This is a genomic window from Pseudomonas sp. WS 5411 (assembly GCF_012985595.1).
Lineage (GTDB): Bacteria > Pseudomonadota > Gammaproteobacteria > Pseudomonadales > Pseudomonadaceae > Aquipseudomonas > Aquipseudomonas shahriarae.
In genome coordinates this window covers 114,097-132,788 of sequence record NZ_JAARMC010000010.1, presented here as the reverse complement: position 1 = coordinate 132,788, position 18,692 = coordinate 114,097, and the positions used below count along the sequence as shown (strand labels likewise).

The following is an 18,692-nucleotide window of genomic DNA, read 5'->3' as shown; positions in this document are numbered from 1 at the left end:
AAAAGGCTTGCGAACGATCCTGATCAAATATTAACCGCGGGTTGAATCGCCAGCGCTGCCGGGCCCGCGCAAGGTTATCCACAGAGATACCCACGGTTTTCGTGGACAACTCTTTTGGCATTTAAACGATTTTTTTACGCGGGAGGTTCACCGATTGGCGCCGGCGTTTTCCTTGGCAATCGCCTTGGGCCCGGTGATCGCCCACAGAATCATGCCCAGCAGGGGCACGAATACAATCACCACGACCCACAGCATCTTGGTTTCGGCTCGACTGGCACTGCGCAATACGCAGTTGATCGCCCACAACTCAGCCAGCACCAACAGCGTTGCCAAAATAATCCAGATGTATTCGATTTGCATGGTTCACCTCCTGAGGTCATATACCTTAGGGCCAGGGGTGAACGTGAGGGTTCAGAAAAAATGCCAACGACTGCTCAGGCACCTGGCAAGTCCCCTCACCACCGGTCAGCCAGCTTCCGGCACTTTGTCCGTAGCAATCGGCAACTCAATCCCCCAATCACCATGCAGGTACCAATCGTCGCCGATCATTTCGGCCGGATGCATGGTGCGGTCAGCCCCGTTGCCGCAGGCCAGGGAGGTGGTCGCGCAGTAACGGTCACAGCCCCAGCAGATACGTTCGGGGTGTTTGGGGTTGAGCGGGAATGGCTTGGCCATGAGCAGGCTCCACAGCGGTGGGCAGTGATTGGATCCTACGGCTGGCGCCGCCCCACGGCCTTGACCAACGTCAAGAATGGTTATGTGTATATCCCTGGAAACTTGACAGGAATCATTATTATTTACAGCAAAGCTTTCTAGACTCGACTTTTCATTTGCCCTGTCAGGAAGTACCCATGCGTATCCCCTTCACGCTGTCACTGGCCCTGCTGTTGTCGACTGGCGCGGCCGTCGCCAAGGAATACCCGATCGGCGAGCCACAAATGTGCCCTGGCCTGGAAGTCGGCGCGGTCTATCTGCAACCGATCGAGATGGCACCGCCAGGCATGATGCGCGCCACCGCCGATTCGGATGTGCATCTGGAAGCCGATATCCGCGCCACCGCCGACAACCAGCAGGGCTTCCAGGAGGGCAGTTTCGTGCCCTACCTCAACGTGTCGTTCCGCCTGCAGAAACAAGGCGGCGCAAGCCCGATCATCGGTGAGTTCCACGCCATGGTGGCCAACGACGGGCCGCACTACGGCGACAACGTCAAGCTGCTGGGCCCGGGCAAATATCAGCTGACCTTCACCGTGATGCCGCCCAGCGGCCATGGCTCACTGGGCCGACACACCGATAAGGAAACCGGGGTCGCGCCGTGGTTCGAGCGATGTGAAGTGCACTACGAATTCGTCTACGCGGGGATCGGCAAAAAAGGCGGCTACTGAATGCGCCGCCCCCTCGCCCTCTGCGCCCTGCTGGCCTGTGGCTCGGCCCTGGCCGCGCCCTTGCCCACCTATGAATTGACCCTGCAAGACGGCCACTTCACCCCGGCGCAACTCAAGGTGGCGGCCGGCCAACGCTTCAAGATCGTGCTGAAAAACATTGGCCAGGGCCCGGCCGAGTTCGAGAGCACACCACTGCGCGTGGAAAAGGTGCTGTCACCGGGGGTCACCACCTTTGTGGTGATCCACCCGCTCAAACCGGGCGCCTATCCCTTTTTCGACGAATTCAACTCACAGCTGCCCGAAGGCAGCATCCTCGCCGAATAACGGCCCAGGAGCATTTGATGAATCAATCGATGTTTATCGTCTGGCGCGAAAGCGTCGAGGCGTTGCTGGTGATCGGCATCCTTCAGGCCTGGATCAGCCAGCAGCCCGAGGACTCGCGCCTGGGGCGCCTCCTGTGGGCTGGCGTGGTGCTGGGCCTGCTGTGTTCTGCCGGGCTGGCCGGCCTGATGCTGTGGGCCGGCGAAGCCATGAGCGGGCCTGGCGGCGAATGGTTCCAGGCCGGCATGACCCTGTTGGCAAGCCTACTGATGGTGCAGATGGTGTTCTGGATGCATCGCCACGGGCCGGGCCTGCGCCATACCCTGCTGCGCGAAGCCGACCAGCGCGCGGCACGCCAGGGTGGCCTGGGGTTGCTGTTGCTGGCGCTGCTGGCGGTCAGCCGTGAAGGCAGCGAGACCGTGGTGTTTCTGTACGGCGCCGGCGCCCATCTGGACGGCCCGGCATTGGCTCTGTTCGCCATTGGCGGCGGGCTGGGCCTGGTGTTGGCCGGGCTCACAGTGATGCTGCTGCGCAGTACACGCCGGTTGATTTCCTGGTCGAGTTTTTTCGCCCTCAGCGAGGCTCTGTTACTGCTGTTGGCGGCCTCCTTGCTGGTGGCCGCCGTGGAACGTATCGGCGGGCAACTGCTGGCGATGGACATGCCCAACTGGGTCTACACCCTGGTCGGCGAAGCCTGGTGGGACAGCAGCGTGCTGCTCAGTGACAGCCACGGCCTGGGCGCCGTGCTCGCAGGGTTTGCCGGCTACCGCGCGACGCCCAGCACTATCACCCTGCTGGTGCTGGCGGGGTATTGGTTGCTGGTCGGCCGCGGGCTGTACCGGGCCCGGCGAGCGCCGTTGTGAACACCCCCTGGCTGCAACGCCTGGGGGATGGCATGCGCCGCCATGGGCGGGTGATTCGTGGCGTGCAATGGGCCGTGGTGCTGTTCTACGCCGGGCTGCTGGTAGTGCCGGCGTGGCTGCCGCTACCCGACAGCCAGGCACGCCTGCTGGATAACCTGACGCTGCTGGCACAGTTCCTGTTCTGGGGCCTGTGGTGGCCGTTCGTAGTGCTGTCCATCGTGTTGTTCGGCCGCGTGTGGTGCGGCGTGCTCTGCCCCGAAGGCTCCTTGAGCGAATGGGCCAGCCGCCATGGACGTGGCCTGGGCGTTCCGAACTGGATCCGCTGGGGCGGCTGGCCCACGGTAGGCTTCTGCCTGACCACCCTCTACGGCCAGTTGATCAGTGTCTACGACTACGCCCAGGCGGCCCTGCTGATTCTCGGAGGTTCGACCGTGGCCGCCGTGCTGGTGGGGTTGTTGTTCGTGCGCGGCAAACGGGTGTGGTGCCGCTACCTGTGCCCGGTCAGCGGTGTGTTCGCCCTGCTCGCGCGCCTGGCACCGGTGCATTTCCAGGTCGACGAACAACGCTGGAAAGCCAACGACGGCCCGCGCTTGCCCTTGCCCAACTGCGCGCCGCTGCTGGACATCCGCCGCCTGCAAGGCGCCAGCGATTGCCACGCCTGCGGGCGCTGCAGCGGGCAACGGGGCGCGGTGCAGTTGATTGCCCGCTCATGCAATAGCGAAATCCTCCAGGCCCCACGCAAACCCGCGTTGGCCTGGGATACGCGCTTGTTGCTGTTCGGGGTGATCGGCCTGGCGATGGGCGCCTTCCAGTGGACCGTCAGCCCATGGTTTATCACGCTCAAGCAGTCCCTGGCGCAGTGGCTGGTGGAGCGCGACTGGCTGTGGCCATTGCAGGACAGCGCGCCCTGGTGGCTGTTGACCCATTACCCCCAGGCCAACGACAGTTTCAGTTGGCTGGACGGCTTTTGCATCGTCGCGTACCTGGGCGCCAGCGGCCTGCTGATCGGCGGCGCCTTGATGGGGCTGGTGCGCCTGGCCGCAAGAATCAGCGGTGATCGTGCACGGTATTGGGCCCTGGCGTTGACCTTGACGCCCCTGGGCGGTGCGGGGCTGTTCCTCGGGCTGTCGGCCACCACGGTGAAGTTGTTGCGCTACGAAGGGTTGCTGCTCGAATGGGTCCAACCGGCGCGCGGCGCATTGCTGGTCGGGGCTGTCGGTTGGTGTGTGTGGCTGGCGTGGACACAGCTGGCCGATCTACCCCTGGCGCGACGCTGCGCTGCCTCGGCTTGCCTGCTACTGGGTAATGGGCTGGTGGCGTATGGCTGGTGGCTACAGTTCTGGGGCTGGAACCTGTAAGACGCCGTTCGGTCAAGCGAACGCAATACTCAAAGCGGCGCAGATCAAATGGGGGAGCGGGTTTGCTCGCGAAAGCCGTGGGTCAGTCAACATCAATGGTTGCTGGGCCGACGTCTTCGCGGGCAAGCCCGCTCCCACAGGGGATCTGCGCTTAACTGAACGGCATTCGGGCAAGCCCGCACACAGGCCCAGCGCTAAACGCGGAACCTGGCGACTGTCAGGTGCAACTCGCTGGCCATCTGCGCCAGCTCATGCCCCGCCGTATCGGTATGCCGGGCCCCCAGCAACACCTGCTCGGACAGGTTGCGAATGCCCACCAGGTTGCGATCCACTTCCCGCGCCACCAATGCCTGTTCTTCGGTGGCGCTGGCGATCATCAGGTTGCGTTCGTTGATCTGCGAGATCGACTGGGTAATCGCTTCCAGCGCCTCGCCCGAGCGCTGTGCCACGCTCAAGGTGGCTCGCACCAGGTCGCTGCTGCCCTGCATCGCGGTCACGGCCTGTTCGGTGTCCAGGCGGATATTGCCGATCATCTGCTCGATCTCCTGGGTCGAGGCCTGGGTGCGATGGGCCAGGGCCCGCACTTCATCAGCCACCACCGCAAAACCACGCCCGGCATCCCCGGCCCGTGCCGCTTCGATGGCCGCGTTGAGCGCCAGCAGGTTGGTCTGGTCGGCAATACTGCGGATCACCTCCAGCACGCCGCTGATGTCCTGCACCCGCCCGGCCAGTTGCTGGATGCGCACCGACGTGCCGCTCACACCCTCTGCCAGGGTGCTGATCGAGGCGACCGTTTCCTGCACCTGATCACGCCCAAGCTGGGCGGTCTGCGCCGACAGACGCGAGGCTTCGCTGGTGCTGACGGCATTGCGCGCCACCTCATCCACCGCCGCCGTCATCTCGTTGACCGCGGTGGCCGCCTGTTCAATCTCCATACCTTGCGACTGCAGGCTGCTGCTGGTCTGGCTACTGACCGCGCTCAACTCCTCGGACGAACTGGCCACGCGGTCCACCGACGCGGCGATCTGGCGCACCATTTCGTTAAGGTTGTGCTGCATGTGCTGCAGGTTCTTCATCACGCTGCCGTCAGCGCTGCCTGCCGTTGGCACTACCGTGGTCAGGTCGCCCTGGGCAATCTGGCTCAACACCCGCGCCGCCTCGTCGGGCTCGCCGCCCAGGGGCCGGGTCACGCTGCGGGTGACAATCACCGCTGCCGCCACCACCAGGGCCACGCACAGCAGGAACAGCCCGAGCATATTGCGCCGCGCGTCGCTGTACAGGGTTTGCGCTGCGTGTTCGCGCTCGGCAAAAATCTGCCCCTGCAGGGCCATCATCGCCTCCAGGCTCTTGAACACCGCCTGCTCGGCGGGTTGTACGTTTTGCTTGAGCTGGGCCACACCCTCGGCATGGGCGCCCTGGCGGATCAGTGCCTGCACCTGGGTAAAGGCGCCCACATAGGCTTCGCGGTGTTTCTTCAGGTCGGCATAGGCCGCCTGGCCGGCGGCCGTATCGAACAACGGCTCTAACTGGGTAAAGGCGTCGGTGATGCGTTGCCGGGTAGTACCAATGGCCTGCTGGGCCGCCTGGTTATCCTGGTCGATCAGCAAGTCACGGGTGTTGCGGCCGTTATCGCGCACACCGGTGGCAATCACCATGATCGGGGCGATTTTCGGCCAGTCCTGCTGCACGATCAGCTCCGACTGTTGTTTGAGGGTGCCCAGGTCGTGCAAGGCGTACAACGCCATGCCGGCCAGGGCCAGGGGGGCGATAGCAAAGCCGATGGCGATGCGGCGGGCGGTGGTTAATCGAGTCATGTCATAAGCTCCCTGATGAATACCTGCCCACAAGGGGCAGCATCTTTGTAGATCCGGTGGGAGTTCAGTCGCCACGCTTGAAAGGGGTTGTGCGAAAGGCTCAACCCCGTAAAACAAATGCCGGGAACAGTGCCCGCATTTTTTCCCACAGTTCTGGCAGCAAGGCTTGCGCCGAAACGCTCGGCAACTGCTCATCGAGCATGCGCGCGGTGCGCACCAGCTGCACGGCGAAACGCTTGACTCCTCGTTCCTGCAAACGCTGGGCCAGCAGCAGCAGGCGCTGCGGGTCAATCAGGTGCCAGTGCACGGTGGTGCGGCACTCATAGTCCACGCCGCTGTGCAGCAGCAGGTCGAGGCTGCGCCAATTGGCGGCGCCGCTGCCTTTGACCTGGGTGATCAACTGGCAATCCTCGGCCAGGGCCTTGACGTCAAACCCGACCCAGTCGGCATGAACCAGGGCGTGGCCGAACGCGGCAGGCTTGATCCCGGCACTGTGCAGGCCAATGCGAAAGCCCATATGGCGCACTTCGTCCATGGCTGCCGGCAGGCCTTCCTGCAAGGTCGGTTCGCCGCCGCTGAACACCACGGCGTCCAGCAGGTCCTGGCGGCGTTGCAGAAACAGCAAAACCCGGCGCCAATCCACCTCATCGCTGCCGCGAGGGGGGATCAGGTCCGGGTTATGGCAATACCGACAACGCCAGGCGCAGCCCTGGCAAAACAGCACGCAGGCGAGCATGCCGGGGTAGTCGAGGGTGGTCAGGGGCACCAGGCCCCCGACCCGTAGCGCTCGGCTCATTGGCGCCCGGCCGCAGCGGCACTTTCGGTAAAGTGCGCACGCTCGCGATGCTCCGATTGCTTGCCGGGATTGAAGGCCGAAACCGGTCGGTGGTAGCCCATCACACGGGTCCAGACTTCACAGCGTTGGCGTTGGGGCTGAGAGGTTTGCATGGTCAATCTCCTTGGGGTGAAGCCTATTGCCAAACCGGCAACAGGCACTTGTGGTAACCACTGATTAATGGGGCAGGCCCAGGGCTTCGTCGCACTTGGGGCAGAACTCGTGTTCGCCCGCCAGGTAGCCGTGCACCGGGCAGATGGAGAACGTGGGGGTTACTGTCAGGTATGGCAGACGGAAGCGTCCCAGGGCCTTGCGCACCAGTTGCTTGCAGGCCTGGGCCGAGGAAATCTGCTCGGCCATGTACAGGTGCAACACGGTGCCGCCGGTGTATTTGCATTGCAGTTCGTCTTGCAGCTCCAGGGCTTCGAAGGGGTCTTCGGTAAAGCCCACCGGCAGTTGTGAGGAGTTGGTGTAGTACGGCGCATCAAGGCTGCCGGCCTGGAGAATGTCGGGGTAGCGCTTGAGGTCTTCCTTGGCAAACCGGTAGGTAGTGCCTTCGGCCGGTGTGGCTTCCAGGTTGTACAGGTGGCCGGTGTCTTCCTGGAAGCGCAGCAACGTGGCGCGCACATGGTCCAGCACCTGCAGCGCAAACTCGCGGCCACGGGCGGTATGGGTGCCCTCCTCGTCGCCGGTGAAATTACGCAGCATCTCGTGCATGCCGTTCAGGCCAATGGTCGAGAAGTGATTGCGCAAGGTGCCCAGGTAGCGCTTGGTATAGGGATACAAGCCGGCGTCCATATGGTGCTGGATCACTTTGCGCTTGACCTCCAGGCTCTCCATCGCCAGTTCCATCAAGTGGTCCAGGCGTTGCAGCAGGCCACTGGTATCGCCCTTGAACAGGTAGCCCAGGCGCGCGCAGTTGATCGTCACCACCCCCAATGAACCGGTCTGTTCCGCCGAGCCAAACAACCCGCCGCCACGCTTGAGCAACTCGCGCACGTCCAGTTGCAGGCGGCAGCACATCGAGCGCACCTGGTTGGGCTGCATATCGGAGTTGAGGAAGTTCTGGAAGTACGGCAGGCCGTAGCGCGCGGTCATCTCGAACAGGCGGTCAGCGTTTTCGCTGTCCCACGGGAAGTCATGGGTAATGTTGTAAGTCGGGATCGGGAAGGTAAACACCCGGCCCTTGGCGTCGCCCGCCTGCATCACTTCGATATAGGCGCGGTTGATCAGCTCCATTTCCACTTGCAGATCGCCGTAGGCAAACGGCATTTCTTCGCCGCCGATAATCGGGATCTGCTCGCGCAGGTCTTCCGGGCAGACCCAGTCGAATGTGAGGTTGGTAAACGGTGTCTGGGTGCCCCAGCGCGACGGCACGTTGAGGTTGTAGATGAATTCCTGCACCGCCTGGCGGATCTCGGGGAACGTCAGTTGGTCCTTGCGCACAAAGGGCGCCAGGTAGGTGTCGAACGAACTGAATGCCTGGGCGCCGGCCCACTCGTTCTGCAGGGTGCCGAGGAAGTTGACCATCTGCCCCAGGGCGCTGCCCAGATGCTTGGGTGGCCCGGCTTCGACACGGCCAGGCACGCCATTGAGGCCTTCGTGCAGCAGCGTGCGCAGGGACCAGCCGGCGCAGTATCCCGCGAGCATGTCCAGGTCGTGGATATGCAAGTCCGCCTCACGGTGGGCCTGGCCGATCTCCTGGCTGTAGACCTCGTCCAGCCAGTAATTGGCCGTGACCTTGCCCGACACATTAAGCACCAGCCCACCCAGGGAATAGCCTTGGTTGGCATTGGCCTGCACGCGCCAGTCCTCGCGGTCGAGGTACTCGTTCATCGAGGTGGCGACCTCCACCAGGGTCTTGCGATCCCGGCGCAGGCGCCCGTGCTGCTCGCGGTAGACGATATAGGCGCGCATCGCCATAAAGTACCCGGCATCCATCAACACCCGCTCGACGCTGTCCTGGATCTGCTCCACATCCAGCCGGGCGATCCCGCGCAACCTGGCGAGCACCGCCCCCAACAACAGATCGACCTCGGCCTCCTGATACTCGCCGGTGGCGTTACCGGCGGCGATCATCGCCTGGCGGATTTTTTCGGCGTCAAAGGCGACCTGGGTGCCATCGCGCTTGTGTAGGCGGGTACTGACCAGCGGGCTTGAGGTGATCTGCATTAGGGGCTCCAAACACTACATATAGATTTAATAGTTCGTATAAGCACAAGATGCAGTGATGGTACGCAGTGAATGGCGGGTTGCAATTGACCAGGGTCAAGTTTGCGAAGACGTATCGTCACAGGCCAGTTCACGTTCAATCTGTTCAATGCTGGGCAAGCTGATTTGGAGTTCTGCCGGGAGGGAGTCGACCAACTGGTACTCCGCCACCCCGATGGGGCGAGCGCTGTCACGCAAAGCGTATTCAGCCACTATCTTGTTTTTGCTTTTGCACAGCAGCAGGCCAATGGTGGGGCTGTCTTGTGGGTGCTTGAGTTGGGCGTCCACCGCTGCGAGGTAAAAACCCAACTGCCCCAGATGTTCTGGTTTGAACTTGCCCGCCTTGAGCTCGATCGCGACGTAACAGCGCAGTTTCAGGTGATAAAACAGCAGGTCAAGGAAGAACTCCTCGCCGCCCACATCCAGCAGCACCTGCTTGCCGACAAAGGCAAAGCCTGCCCCCAGCTCCAGTAGAAAGTCGGTCACATGCCTGACCAGTGCGCTTTCGATCTCGCGCTCCTGCGCGTCCAGGGTCAGTCCCAGAAAGTCGAAACGGTAAGGATCTTTCAGCGACTCGCGGGCCAAGTCCGACTGGGGCTTGGGCAGCAGGGTTTCGAAGTTGCTGACAGCATTGCCACTGCGCTCGAGCAAACGGGTCTCGATCTGCATGACCAGAATGTTGCGTGACCAGTTGTGTTCAATGGCTTGGGCGGCGTACCAGCGACGGGTTTCGGGGCCGGGTAGCTTATCGAGCAACGCTAATTGGTGATACCAAGGCAATTGTGCAAGCACCCCTTGCACAAACTCAGCGTCCGGCCAGGCTTCAGCAAATGCGCGCATGTACTTGAGGTTGCGTGGCGAAAAACCTTTCATATCAGGAAAAGCTGAACGCAAATCCCGCGCCAGACGCTCGATGACTTTTGCTCCCCATCCCTGCTGCGCCTGTCGGGTCAATATGTCCTGGCCAATCTGCCAGTACAGCAGCACCAGCTCACGGTTTACCGCCAGAGATGCACGCAGTTGGGCAGAGTGGATGCGGCTTTTCAGTTCTTTCAACCAGTCGCCATATCCCTCAGGTGGTGCGGTGAGTCCGTCAGGGGGTCGATTCATACCTAACTCCTTTTCGATAGTGCTCGTTGTAGAAACCGGCAATGGTAACGACCGAAAAAAGCCACGCGGGCCAGCGGAATGCCCTTGATACAAAACAATGGGAACTACCGTTGGCCAGCCTCACCCCCCACTCATATTCATAAACCGCACCACCTGCACCTCGCCCTGCCCGGTGAAATCATGGCGCAATGGCTTGCCCCGCAACGCCTTGTGCAGCGCTTCCACCAACGGCCGGTCATCCAGCGGATAACGGCGTACCAACGCCCGAAAATCCACCGCATTGTCCTGCCCCAGGCACAACAGCAACTGCCCTTCCACCGTCATCCGCACCCGGTTGCAGCTGGCGCAGAAGTTATGGGAGTTGGGCGAGATAAAGCCGATGCGCGTGCGCGGATGGCGGGCCAGGCGCACGTAGCGCGCCGGGCCGCCGCTGTTTTCGGTGCTGTCGAGCAAGCCATGATGCTTGGCGATCAACGCCCTCACCTGTTCGCTGGAGCAAAAGGATTCGCCCCGCGAGCGCCCTACATCGCCCAGCGGCATCTCTTCGATAAAGCTGATATCAATGCCCTGGTCGATGGCGTACTGCACCAGCGCCGGGACTTCATCGAAATTGCGCCCCTTCATCACCACGCAGTTGAGCTTGACCCGCTCGAACCCGGCGTCCCGCGCCGCCTCGATGCCGTCCAGCACCTGGCGCAGGTCGCCGTTGCGGGTAATCGCGCGAAAGCGCTCGGGGTCGAGGCTGTCGAGGCTGATATTCATACGCTTGACCCCAGCCTCTACCAGCGGCCGGGCCAGGCGCCCCAGTTGCGTGCCGTTGCTGGTCATCACCAGCTCACGCAGGCCGGGCAACGCGGCGATATGGCGGCACAGTTCGACAATGCCTGGACGGATCAGCGGCTCGCCCCCCGTCAGGCGGATCTTGCGCACACCCTGGCTGACGAACACCGTCGCCAGCCGTTGCAGCTCCTCCAGGGTCAGGACCTGCTGGCGCGGCAGGAACGTCATGTTTTTCGCCATGCAATACACACAGCGCAAATCACAACGATCGGTCACCGACAACCGCAGGTAGTCAATGGAACGGCCCACACCATCCACCAGGCTCATGTCACTGCACCAACGGCGAGTCGGCGCCCTGCAGCGCGATGCCACGCACATCGGCCGCGCCAATCAGGGTTTGCAGGTATTGCACCAGTGCCTTCTGCCATACCCCTTGCTGCAACTGGGTGCGGATCGCCGTGGCCACCGCCTCGTATGGCAGCGCCTGGCCTTCGATGCGTTGATCGACGCAGATCACATGCCAGCCGTAGCGGCTTTCCAGGGGTTTGCCGGCCAGGCCCGGGGCCAGGGTGAACAACTGGCGCTCCAGCTCCGGCACGGTCTGGCCTTTGCTGACCTGCCCCAGGGAGCCGCCCTGGGCCTTGGAGGGGCACGCCGAATACTGCAGCGCCAGCTCGGCAAAGCGGCCGGGCGACTCTTCCAGGCTCTGCAACAGCACCTCGGCCTGGGCATGGGCCTGATGACGCGCCTCAGCATCATCCGGCGCGCACTCCAGCAGGATGTGGCGCACCGCCAGCAACGGCGCGCTGTGAAAGCGCCCGCGATTGCTCTCGAAGTAGCGCACACAAGTGGCCTCGTCGCAGTCCGGCACCTGGACTTCGCGCTCCAGCAACAGGCGGGTCGCCGCCTCCTCTTCGTTCTCGCCGGCGCCGACTTCCAGTTGCACACCCAACTCGCGAATCCGCTGCTGCAACAGCTCACGGATCACCAGCGCGCGGGCAGCGAGGAAGACCGCCTCCTCGCGGCTTTCAGCCGGGTGATATTGCAACTCCTGGGCCATGTTTTCCGGGGTGATCACCACCCCGTTGACGCTGACAATCGGCCATTCCTGCTCGCTACTGGCGATCAGTTGCGGCTCAACCGCCACCTCGACTTCGGGTACCACAACGTCCACAGCCTTGGCCGAAGAACTGCAACCGCCACCGCCCGCACCGCCGCCACCACATCCGCATCCTGTAGTCATGACGTTCTCCTCACTTCTGCCGCACGATTTGATAACGACGCCCCAGGTACCAGATCGGTGCGCTGACCATATGCACCAGACGGGTAAACGGGAACAGCACAAACAGGGTCAAACCCAGCGCCACGTGCAACTTGTAGATCAGACTCACCGGGGCAATCGCGGCGGCCGCTTCCACAGGTCGCAGCAGCACGACGTTCTGCGCCCAGTCCGCGAGCATCACCATCACCGAACCGTCCATATGCCCGGTGGAGGCGACGATGGTCAGCAAGCCCAGCACCAGCTGCGCCAGCAACACCAGCAGGATCAAGATGTCCGACGGGCTCGACGTGGCCCGTACCCGTGGATCGGTGAGGCGGCGCTTGACCAGCATCAGCAGGCCCACCAGGCACAGCAGGCCGAAGAAACCACCGGAAACCATCGCCAGCAGTTGCTTGTGCTCAGTGCTGATCACATGGTGGTAGATCGACGCCGGGGTCAGCAGACCGACAAAATGCCCGGCCAGCACGAACAGCACACCGATATGGAAGAAGTTGCTCGCCACGCGCATGCCACGGTTACTGAGCATCTGGCTGGAGCCAGCCTTCCAGGTGTACTGGGACAGGTCAAACCGCGCCCAACTGCCCAACAGGCAAATGGCCAGGGCGACATACGGATACACGCCAAATACCAACAAATTCCACTTAGACATTACCCACCTCCTTGGCTGGCACAGCGGCCAGCCCTTCGTGCTGAAAATCCACCCAGTGCAAGGGCACCGCACTTTCTTCGCGGGCCTTGCCCGGTGCGCTGGGCATCGAGCTGCAACGGTCCTGCTGCTCGGCCTGCATAAAGTCCACGGCCTCCTCTTCCCAGACCTTGTCCAGGGCTTCGAGGGAGTCGTCGCGGACTTCAGCGGCGACCTGGGCACGCAACTCGGCGATGGCCTGGTGCGGCTCGGCGCCGCTGATCTGCAACAGCGCACGGAAGCAACTGGCGTAAGCGCTTTCGCGCTCGTCCAGGCGCGCCGCCAGCAGGGCCAGCAAGTGCGCCACATCCGCCAGGCCCTCGCGGGCCTCAATGTCTTCGCGGGTGGACAAGAACTCCAGGTACAGCGGGATGTAGTCCGGCAGCTCCTTGACGCCGATGGCAAACCCGGCTTCCTGGTACTGGGCCATCATGTCGACCATGGCCTGGCCACGGTCCCGCGACTCGCCATGCACGTGTTCGAACAACAGCAGCGACAGCGAGCGGCCACGGCCAAACAGCGCGCCGTAGTGCTCCTGGCCGTCCATCAGGTCATTGCTGCAGATCAGTTCGAGCAGCTCAAACAGCGCACCGCGCTGCTTGGGGCTGATTTCCCGCGATTCGATAATCGCCTTTTCCAGCTCATCATGGCCGTCGACCAGGATTTGGGTGGGATAGTCCAGCAGCAACGAGATCACTTTAAGAATGCGCATGGCTCAGTCCTCCCAGATCTGGACGGTTTTCAACACGTCGCGGCGGTTAGCCTTTTTGGCGCCGAACATATTGGTGTCGGAGCTGCCACTGCAGCCGCTGCCGAAGCTGAAACCACAGCCGGAACGCTCGGCAAACGCATCGCTCATCGCGTCTTCACGGTGGGCGCTGGGCACCACAAAACGGTCTTCGTAGTTGGCAATCGCCAGGTAGCGGTACATCTCTTCCACCTGGGCCACGCTCAGGTCCACGTCGGCCAGCACTTGCAGATCTTCAACCCCATCCACTTGCTGCGAACGCTTGAAAGCGCGCATGGCCAGCAGGCGTTTCAGGGCACGCTTGACCGGTTTTTCGTCACCGGCTGTGAGCATATTGGCCAGGTAACGCAGGGGGATACGCAGGCTGTCGACATCCGGGATCACCCCGTTCATGCCCACGGTGCCAGCGGCGGCCGCGTTCTGGATCGGCGAGAGTGGCGGCACGTACCAGACCATCGGCAAGGTGCGGTATTCCGGGTGCAGCGGCAGCGCGAGCTTCCAGTCCACGGCCATTTTGTACACCGGCGAACGCTGGGCCGAGTCGATCACTGACTGCGGTACACCATCGGCCAGGGCCTGGCGGATCACCGCCGGGTCGTTCGGGTCGAGGAAGATTTCCAGCTGCTTCTCGTACAGGTCGTGCTCGTTGGCGGTGCTGGCCACTTCGCTGATGCGGTCGGCGTCATACAGCAGCACGCCGAGGTAGCGGATACGCCCGACGCAGGTCTCCGCGCAAACGGTAGGCATGCCAGCTTCGATCCGTGGGTAGCAGAAGATGCACTTCTCGGACTTGCCGCTCTTCCAGTTGAAGTAGATTTTCTTGTACGGGCAGCCGCTGATGCACATGCGCCAGCCACGGCATTTTTCCTGGTCGATCAGCACGATGCCGTCTTCTTCACGCTTGTAGATCGCGCCGCTGGGGCACGACGCCGCGCACGCCGGGTTCAGGCAGTGCTCGCACAGGCGCGGCAGGTACATCATGAAGGTGTTTTCGTACTCGCCATAAATGTCGGCCTGGATCTGGTCGAAGTTCTTGTCCTTGCGGCGCTTGGCGAACTCGGTGCCGAGGATTTCCTCCCAGTTGGGGCCCCACTCGATTTTTTCCATGCGCTTGCCGGACACCACCGAGCGCGGCCGCGCGGTCGGTTGGTGCTCGCCCAAAGGCGCGGTGTGCAGGTGCTGGTAATCGAAGTCGAACGGTTCGTAGTAGTCGTCCAGGCTCGGCAGGTCGGGGTTGGCGAAGATGTTCGCCAACACGCGGAACTTGCCGCCGATGCGTGGGTTGATCGAGCCGTTGGCGTTGCGGATCCAGCCGCCCTTCCACTTGTCCTGGTTTTCCCATTCTTTCGGGTAGCCGATCCCGGGCTTGGATTCGACGTTGTTGAACCAGGCGTATTCCATGCCTTCACGGCTGGTCCACACGTTTTTGCAGGTGATCGAGCAGGTGTGGCAGCCGATGCATTTGTCCAGGTTCAGGACCATGCCGATTTGTGAGCGGATCTTCATCTCAGTTCTCCTCGATATCGGTCGGCAATGGACGCGGCAGATCATCACCGCTGGAGCCATCGAGCCAATCGACCTTGACCATCTTGCGCACCACCACGAATTCATCGCGGTTGCAGCCGACCGTGCCGTAATAGTTGAAACCGTAGGCCTGCTGGGCATAGCCGCCGATCATATGGGTCGGCTTGAGCACCACACGGGTGACCGAGTTGTGGTGGCCGCCGCGGGTCTTGGTGGTTTCCGAACCCGGTACGTTCACGATGCGTTCCTGGGCGTGGTACATCATCACCATGCCTTCCTTGACCCGCTGGCTGACCACCGCACGGGCGGTCAGCGCGCCGTTGACGTTGAAGCATTCGATCCAGTCGTTGTCCTCGATCCCGGCGCGCTTGGCGTCGATTTCCGAGAGCCACACAATCGGGCCGCCACGGCTTAAGGTGAGCATCAGCAGGTTGTCGCTGTAAGTGCTGTGAATCCCCCATTTCTGATGCGGCGTGATCCAGTTCAGGACGATCTCGGTCTCGCCATTGCTGCGCTTGCCCTTCACGCCTTCGATGGTGCGGGTGTTGACCGGTGGCCGGTAGCTCATCAACTGCTCGCCGAACGCCTGCATCCACGGGTGATCCTGGTAGAACTGCTGGCGACCGGTGATGGTGCGCCATGGGATGTTTTCATGGACGTTGGTGTAGCCGGCGTTGTAGCTCACGTGTTCGTCTTCGAGGCCCGACCAGGTGGGACTGGAGATGATCTTGCGCGGCTGTGCCTGGATATCGCGGAAGCGGATTGCTTCGTGGGCCTTGGAAATCGCCAGGTGGCTGTGGTCGATGCCGGTGAATTCCGACAGCGCCGCCCAGGCTTTCAAGGCGACCTTGCCGTTGGTTTCCGGAGCCAGGGACAGAATCACCTCGGCCGCGTCAATCGCCGTGTCGATTTTTGGCCGGCCGTGGCTGATGCCCGCGTCGCCTTCGTGGTGGTTGAGTTCACCGAGGAACTGCACTTCTTCATCGGTGTTCCAGTTGATGCCCTTGCCGCCGTTGCCGAGTTTTTCCAGCATCGGGCCGAGGGACGAGAACTGTTTGTAGATGTTCGGGTAGTCCCGTTCCACCACCGCCATGTTCGGCGCATTCTTGCCCGGTACCGGCGCCACACCGGCGCTTTTCCAGTCAGTGCCGCCAAACGGCTGGGCCAGTTCACCCACGCTGTCATGCATCAACGGCACGGTGACCAGGTCTTGTTCCACACCCAGGTGGCCGACCGACATGGCCGAGAACGCCTTGGCGATGCCTTTGTAGATTTCCCAGTCCGAACGCGATTCCCACGCCGGATCAATCGCCGCCGACAGCGGGTGAATGAACGGGTGCATGTCCGAGGTGTTCATGTCGTCTTTTTCGTACCAGGTCGCGGTCGGCAAGACGATGTCGGAATACACGCAAGTCGAGGACATGCGGAAGTCCAGGGTGGTCACCAGGTCCAGCTTGCCGATGGCGCCGTCTTCGACCCATTCGGCCTCGGTTGGCTTGCATTCGGTGCTGTGGCCGATGTCTTCGTTCATCACCCCGTTCTTGGTGCCGAGCAGGTACTTGAGCATGTACTCGTGGCCCTTTCCCGACGAGCCGAGCAGGTTGGAGCGCCAGATAAACATGTTGCGCGGGAAGTTCACCGGGCTGTCCGGCTGCTCGCAGGCAAAGCGCAGGGTGCCGTCCTGCCAGGATTTGACCACGTAGTCTTTGGGGTCCATACCGGCAGCCGCCGCATCACGGCAGATATGCAGCGGGTTGGTATTGAGTTGTGGCGCGCTGGGCAACCAACCGGCGCGTTCGGCACGGATGTTGTAGTCCAGGGCGTGCTCCGGGAACTGCGACTTGTCGGCCAGCGGCGAGAGGATGTCGTGCATGCTCATCTTCTCGTGGCGCCATTGCGAGCTGTGGCCGTAGAAGAAGCTGGTGCCGTTCATCTGGCGTGGCGGACGGTTCCAGTCCAGGCCGAATGCCAGGGGCAGCCAGCCGCATTGCGGACGCAGTTTTTCCTGGCCCACGTAGTGCGCCCAACCGCCGCCGGTCTGGCCGACACAACCGCAGAGCATGAGCATATTGATCAGCCCGCGGTAGTTCATGTCCATGTGGTACCAGTGGTTCATCGCCGCGCCGACGATGATCATCGAGCGACCACGGGTCTTGTCGGCGTTGTCGGCAAACTCCCGGGCGATCTGGATGGCCTTCTCGCGGCTGACCCCGGTGATTGCCTCCTGCCAGGCTGGCGTGCCCGGTACGCTGGCGTCGTTGTAGTCCTTGGCCACGTTGTTGCCGCCCAGGCCACGGTCGATGGCCAGGTTGGCCGCCGACAGGTCGAACACCGTCGCCACTTTGGCCACCGTGCCATCGGCCAGGGTCACGCTGTGTACCGGTACCCGGCGAAATTGCACGGCATCGCCGGCCACGTGCTGGAAGTAGTCGTGGGCTTCACCGGCAAAATACGGGAACGCCACTTCGGCGACGTCATCGCCGATCAGGCTCAGTTTCAGGTCGATCTCGCGACCTTCACCGCCTTCTTTGGCCAGGATGTTCCACTTGCCCTTCTCGCCCCAGCGATAGCCGATGGAACCTTGTGGCGAAACCAGCTCGCCGCTTTCGTCGAGGGCGATGGTTTTCCATTCCGGGTTGTTGTCCTGGCCCAGGTTGTCGACCAGGTCCGAGGCGCGCAGGAAGCGGTCCGGCTGGAAGCCTGCACCCGGCGCAAAACCGGTCATCGGCTTGAGCATTACCAGCACCGGCAAGTCGGTATAGCGCTTGGCGTATTCGGTGAAGTAGGCGCTCGGTTTATCCAGGTGAAATTCCTTGAAGATCACATGGTTGAAGGCCTGGGCCAGTGCCGCGTCGGTGCCCTGCTTGGGGTTGAGCCACAGGTCGGTGAGCTTGGCCACTTCCGAATAGTCAGGCGTGATCGCCACGGTCTTGGTGCCCTTGTAGCGCACCTCGGTGAAGAAGTGCGCGTCCGGGGTACGGGTCTGCGGAACGTTGGAACCCCAGGCAATGATGTAGTTGGAGTTGTACCAGTCGGCCGATTCCGGCACGTCGGTCTGCTCGCCCCAGACCATCGGCGAGGCTGGCGGCAGGTCGCAGTACCAGTCATAGAAGCTCAGGCACACACCGCCGATCAGCGACAGGTAACGCGAACCTGCGGCGTAGCTGACCATGGACATGGCCGGGATCGGCGAGAAGCCGACGATGCGGTCCGGGCCATATTGCTTGATGGTGTAGACGTTGGACGCGGCGATGATCTCGTTGACTTCATCCCAGTTGGAACGGATGAAGCCCCCCATGCCACGCTTGCTTTTATAGGAGTCGGCCTTGACCTTGTCCTCGACAATGCTCGCCCAGGCCTCGACCGGCGACAGGGTCAGGCGCGCCTCGCGCCACAGTTTGAGCAATGGCTTGCGGATCTTCGGGTACTTCAGGCGGTTGGCGCTGTAGATGTACCAGCTGTAGCTGGCACCACGGGGGCAGCCGCGCGGCTCGTGGTTGGGCAGGTCGTTACGGGTGCGCGGGTAGTCGGTCTGCTGGGTTTCCCAGGTGATCAGGCCGTTCTTCACGTAGATCTTCCACGAGCACGAGCCGGTGCAGTTCACCCCGTGGGTGGAGCGCACGATCTTGTCGTACTGCCAGCGCGAACGGTAGACGTTTTCCCAGTCGCGGGACTCCTTGCGGGTCTCGCCGTGACCTTCGGAGAACTCGTCTTGCTTGCGATTGAAGAACCGCAGTTGATCCAGTAAATGACTCATGGTGCTTTCCTCTCAGGCTTGC

The 18,692-nt window shown here is 62.3% G+C and carries 17 protein-coding genes; 4 read left to right on the top strand and 13 right to left on the bottom strand.

The features are described 5' to 3' along the window. Positions 1-147: 147 nt before the first annotated feature. Positions 148-360: a PLDc N-terminal domain-containing protein gene (locus tag HBR93_RS16020; protein ID WP_057959387.1), complete on the bottom strand. Its 213-nt coding sequence runs from the start codon at positions 358-360 to the stop codon at positions 148-150. Between the two features lie 105 nt (positions 361-465). Next, complete coding sequence (locus HBR93_RS16015) at positions 466-675, bottom strand: DUF3079 domain-containing protein (RefSeq protein WP_057436825.1); 210 nt, start codon at positions 673-675, stop codon at positions 466-468. Between the two features lie 176 nt (positions 676-851). Here HBR93_RS16015 and HBR93_RS16010 point away from each other — a divergent pair, with 176 nt between their 5' ends. The 4 genes from HBR93_RS16010 to HBR93_RS15995 are packed head-to-tail and all read left to right on the top strand — an operon-like array spanning position 852 to position 3,924. Then, positions 852-1,382, top strand: coding sequence for an iron transporter (locus tag HBR93_RS16010; RefSeq protein ID WP_115128326.1), 531 nt, complete (start codon positions 852-854; stop codon positions 1,380-1,382). Then, positions 1,383-1,706 carry a cupredoxin domain-containing protein gene (locus tag HBR93_RS16005; RefSeq protein WP_057436827.1) on the top strand — a complete coding sequence of 108 codons (324 nt, stop codon included), beginning with the start codon at positions 1,383-1,385 and terminating at the stop codon, positions 1,704-1,706. Positions 1,707-1,723: 17 nt separating this feature from the next. Continuing rightward, positions 1,724-2,566 carry an FTR1 family protein gene (locus tag HBR93_RS16000; protein WP_169960677.1) on the top strand — a complete coding sequence of 281 codons (843 nt, stop codon included), beginning with the start codon at positions 1,724-1,726 and terminating at the stop codon, positions 2,564-2,566. A gap of 32 nt (positions 2,567-2,598) precedes the next feature. Further along, positions 2,599-3,924 carry a 4Fe-4S binding protein gene (locus HBR93_RS15995; RefSeq protein WP_169960700.1) on the top strand — a complete coding sequence of 442 codons (1,326 nt, stop codon included), beginning with the start codon at positions 2,599-2,601 and terminating at the stop codon, positions 3,922-3,924. Positions 3,925-4,118: 194 nt separating this feature from the next. Here the strand turns inward: HBR93_RS15995 and HBR93_RS15990 are convergent, their stop codons facing one another. The 11 genes from HBR93_RS15990 to HBR93_RS15940 all read right to left on the bottom strand — a co-directional run bounded on the left by HBR93_RS15990 (position 4,119) and on the right by HBR93_RS15940 (position 18,670). Then, positions 4,119-5,738, bottom strand: coding sequence for a methyl-accepting chemotaxis protein (locus tag HBR93_RS15990; RefSeq protein ID WP_169960676.1), 1,620 nt, complete (start codon positions 5,736-5,738; stop codon positions 4,119-4,121). A 100-nt stretch (positions 5,739-5,838) separates the two neighbouring features. Beyond that, positions 5,839-6,534 (bottom strand): anaerobic ribonucleoside-triphosphate reductase activating protein, encoded by a 696-nt coding sequence (locus HBR93_RS15985; protein WP_057436833.1) that lies wholly within the window; start codon positions 6,532-6,534, stop codon positions 5,839-5,841. Then, positions 6,531-6,686, bottom strand: a complete 156-nt coding sequence (gene nrdD, locus HBR93_RS15980; protein ID WP_038441552.1) for an anaerobic ribonucleoside-triphosphate reductase — start codon at positions 6,684-6,686, stop codon at positions 6,531-6,533. The genes HBR93_RS15985 and nrdD overlap by 4 nt, the downstream gene beginning before the upstream one ends. 64 nt (positions 6,687-6,750) lie before the next feature. Continuing rightward, a complete protein-coding gene (locus HBR93_RS15975) occupies positions 6,751-8,745 on the bottom strand; it encodes a ribonucleoside triphosphate reductase (RefSeq protein WP_057436835.1) in 1,995 nt (664 codons plus the stop codon). A 96-nt stretch (positions 8,746-8,841) separates the two neighbouring features. Continuing rightward, positions 8,842-9,894 carry a PDDEXK nuclease domain-containing protein gene (locus HBR93_RS15970; RefSeq protein WP_057436837.1) on the bottom strand — a complete coding sequence of 351 codons (1,053 nt, stop codon included), beginning with the start codon at positions 9,892-9,894 and terminating at the stop codon, positions 8,842-8,844. A 120-nt stretch (positions 9,895-10,014) separates the two neighbouring features. Then, on the bottom strand, positions 10,015-11,001 hold the full coding sequence (gene moaA, locus HBR93_RS15965; protein WP_057445054.1) for a GTP 3',8-cyclase MoaA: 987 nt from the start codon (positions 10,999-11,001) through the stop codon (positions 10,015-10,017). Position 11,002: 1 nt separating this feature from the next. Further along, positions 11,003-11,917, bottom strand: a complete 915-nt coding sequence (locus tag HBR93_RS15960) for a peptidylprolyl isomerase (protein WP_169960675.1) — start codon at positions 11,915-11,917, stop codon at positions 11,003-11,005. Positions 11,918-11,927: 10 nt separating this feature from the next. Next, entirely contained in the window at positions 11,928-12,605 is a 678-nt protein-coding gene (gene narI / locus HBR93_RS15955; RefSeq protein ID WP_057436841.1) for a respiratory nitrate reductase subunit gamma, read from the bottom strand. Further along, the gene (gene narJ, locus HBR93_RS15950) at positions 12,598-13,353 is read right to left on the bottom strand and encodes a nitrate reductase molybdenum cofactor assembly chaperone (protein ID WP_057436843.1); all 756 of its coding nucleotides are present in this window, start codon (positions 13,351-13,353) and stop codon (positions 12,598-12,600) included. Before narJ ends, narI begins: the two co-directional genes overlap by 8 nt. Before the next feature lie 3 nt (positions 13,354-13,356). Further along, the gene (gene narH, locus HBR93_RS15945) at positions 13,357-14,895 is read right to left on the bottom strand and encodes a nitrate reductase subunit beta (RefSeq protein WP_029291316.1); all 1,539 of its coding nucleotides are present in this window, start codon (positions 14,893-14,895) and stop codon (positions 13,357-13,359) included. Between the two features lies 1 nt (position 14,896). Beyond that, positions 14,897-18,670, bottom strand: a complete 3,774-nt coding sequence (locus HBR93_RS15940) for a nitrate reductase subunit alpha (protein WP_057959378.1) — start codon at positions 18,668-18,670, stop codon at positions 14,897-14,899. Between the last annotated feature and the right edge of the window lie 22 nt (positions 18,671-18,692).

What these genes read in the sequence shown, in the direction of transcription:
- HBR93_RS16005 (WP_057436827.1), top strand. Translation starts at nt 1,383, where the DNA reads ATGCGCCGCCCCCTCGCCCTCTGCGCCCTGCTGGCCTGTGGCTCGGCC.
- HBR93_RS15985 (WP_057436833.1), bottom strand. Translation starts at nt 6,534, where the DNA reads ATGAGCCGAGCGCTACGGGTCGGGGGCCTGGTGCCCCTGACCACCCTC.
- narI (WP_057436841.1), bottom strand. Translation starts at nt 12,605, where the DNA reads ATGTCTAAGTGGAATTTGTTGGTATTTGGCGTGTATCCGTATGTCGCC.
- HBR93_RS15975 (WP_057436835.1), bottom strand. Translation starts at nt 8,745, where the DNA reads ATGCAGATCACCTCAAGCCCGCTGGTCAGTACCCGCCTACACAAGCGC.
- narH (WP_029291316.1), bottom strand. Translation starts at nt 14,895, where the DNA reads ATGAAGATCCGCTCACAAATCGGCATGGTCCTGAACCTGGACAAATGC.
- HBR93_RS15970 (WP_057436837.1), bottom strand. Translation starts at nt 9,894, where the DNA reads ATGAATCGACCCCCTGACGGACTCACCGCACCACCTGAGGGATATGGC.
- HBR93_RS15990 (WP_169960676.1), bottom strand. Translation starts at nt 5,738, where the DNA reads ATGACTCGATTAACCACCGCCCGCCGCATCGCCATCGGCTTTGCTATC.
- nrdD (WP_038441552.1), bottom strand. Translation starts at nt 6,686, where the DNA reads ATGCAAACCTCTCAGCCCCAACGCCAACGCTGTGAAGTCTGGACCCGT.
- HBR93_RS16000 (WP_169960677.1), top strand. Translation starts at nt 1,724, where the DNA reads ATGAATCAATCGATGTTTATCGTCTGGCGCGAAAGCGTCGAGGCGTTG.
- HBR93_RS15940 (WP_057959378.1), bottom strand. Translation starts at nt 18,670, where the DNA reads ATGAGTCATTTACTGGATCAACTGCGGTTCTTCAATCGCAAGCAAGAC.
- moaA (WP_057445054.1), bottom strand. Translation starts at nt 11,001, where the DNA reads ATGAGCCTGGTGGATGGTGTGGGCCGTTCCATTGACTACCTGCGGTTG.
- narJ (WP_057436843.1), bottom strand. Translation starts at nt 13,353, where the DNA reads ATGCGCATTCTTAAAGTGATCTCGTTGCTGCTGGACTATCCCACCCAA.
- HBR93_RS16010 (WP_115128326.1), top strand. Translation starts at nt 852, where the DNA reads ATGCGTATCCCCTTCACGCTGTCACTGGCCCTGCTGTTGTCGACTGGC.
- HBR93_RS15960 (WP_169960675.1), bottom strand. Translation starts at nt 11,917, where the DNA reads ATGACTACAGGATGCGGATGTGGTGGCGGCGGTGCGGGCGGTGGCGGT.
- HBR93_RS15995 (WP_169960700.1), top strand. Translation starts at nt 2,599, where the DNA reads ATGCGCCGCCATGGGCGGGTGATTCGTGGCGTGCAATGGGCCGTGGTG.
- HBR93_RS16015 (WP_057436825.1), bottom strand. Translation starts at nt 675, where the DNA reads ATGGCCAAGCCATTCCCGCTCAACCCCAAACACCCCGAACGTATCTGC.
- HBR93_RS16020 (WP_057959387.1), bottom strand. Translation starts at nt 360, where the DNA reads ATGCAAATCGAATACATCTGGATTATTTTGGCAACGCTGTTGGTGCTG.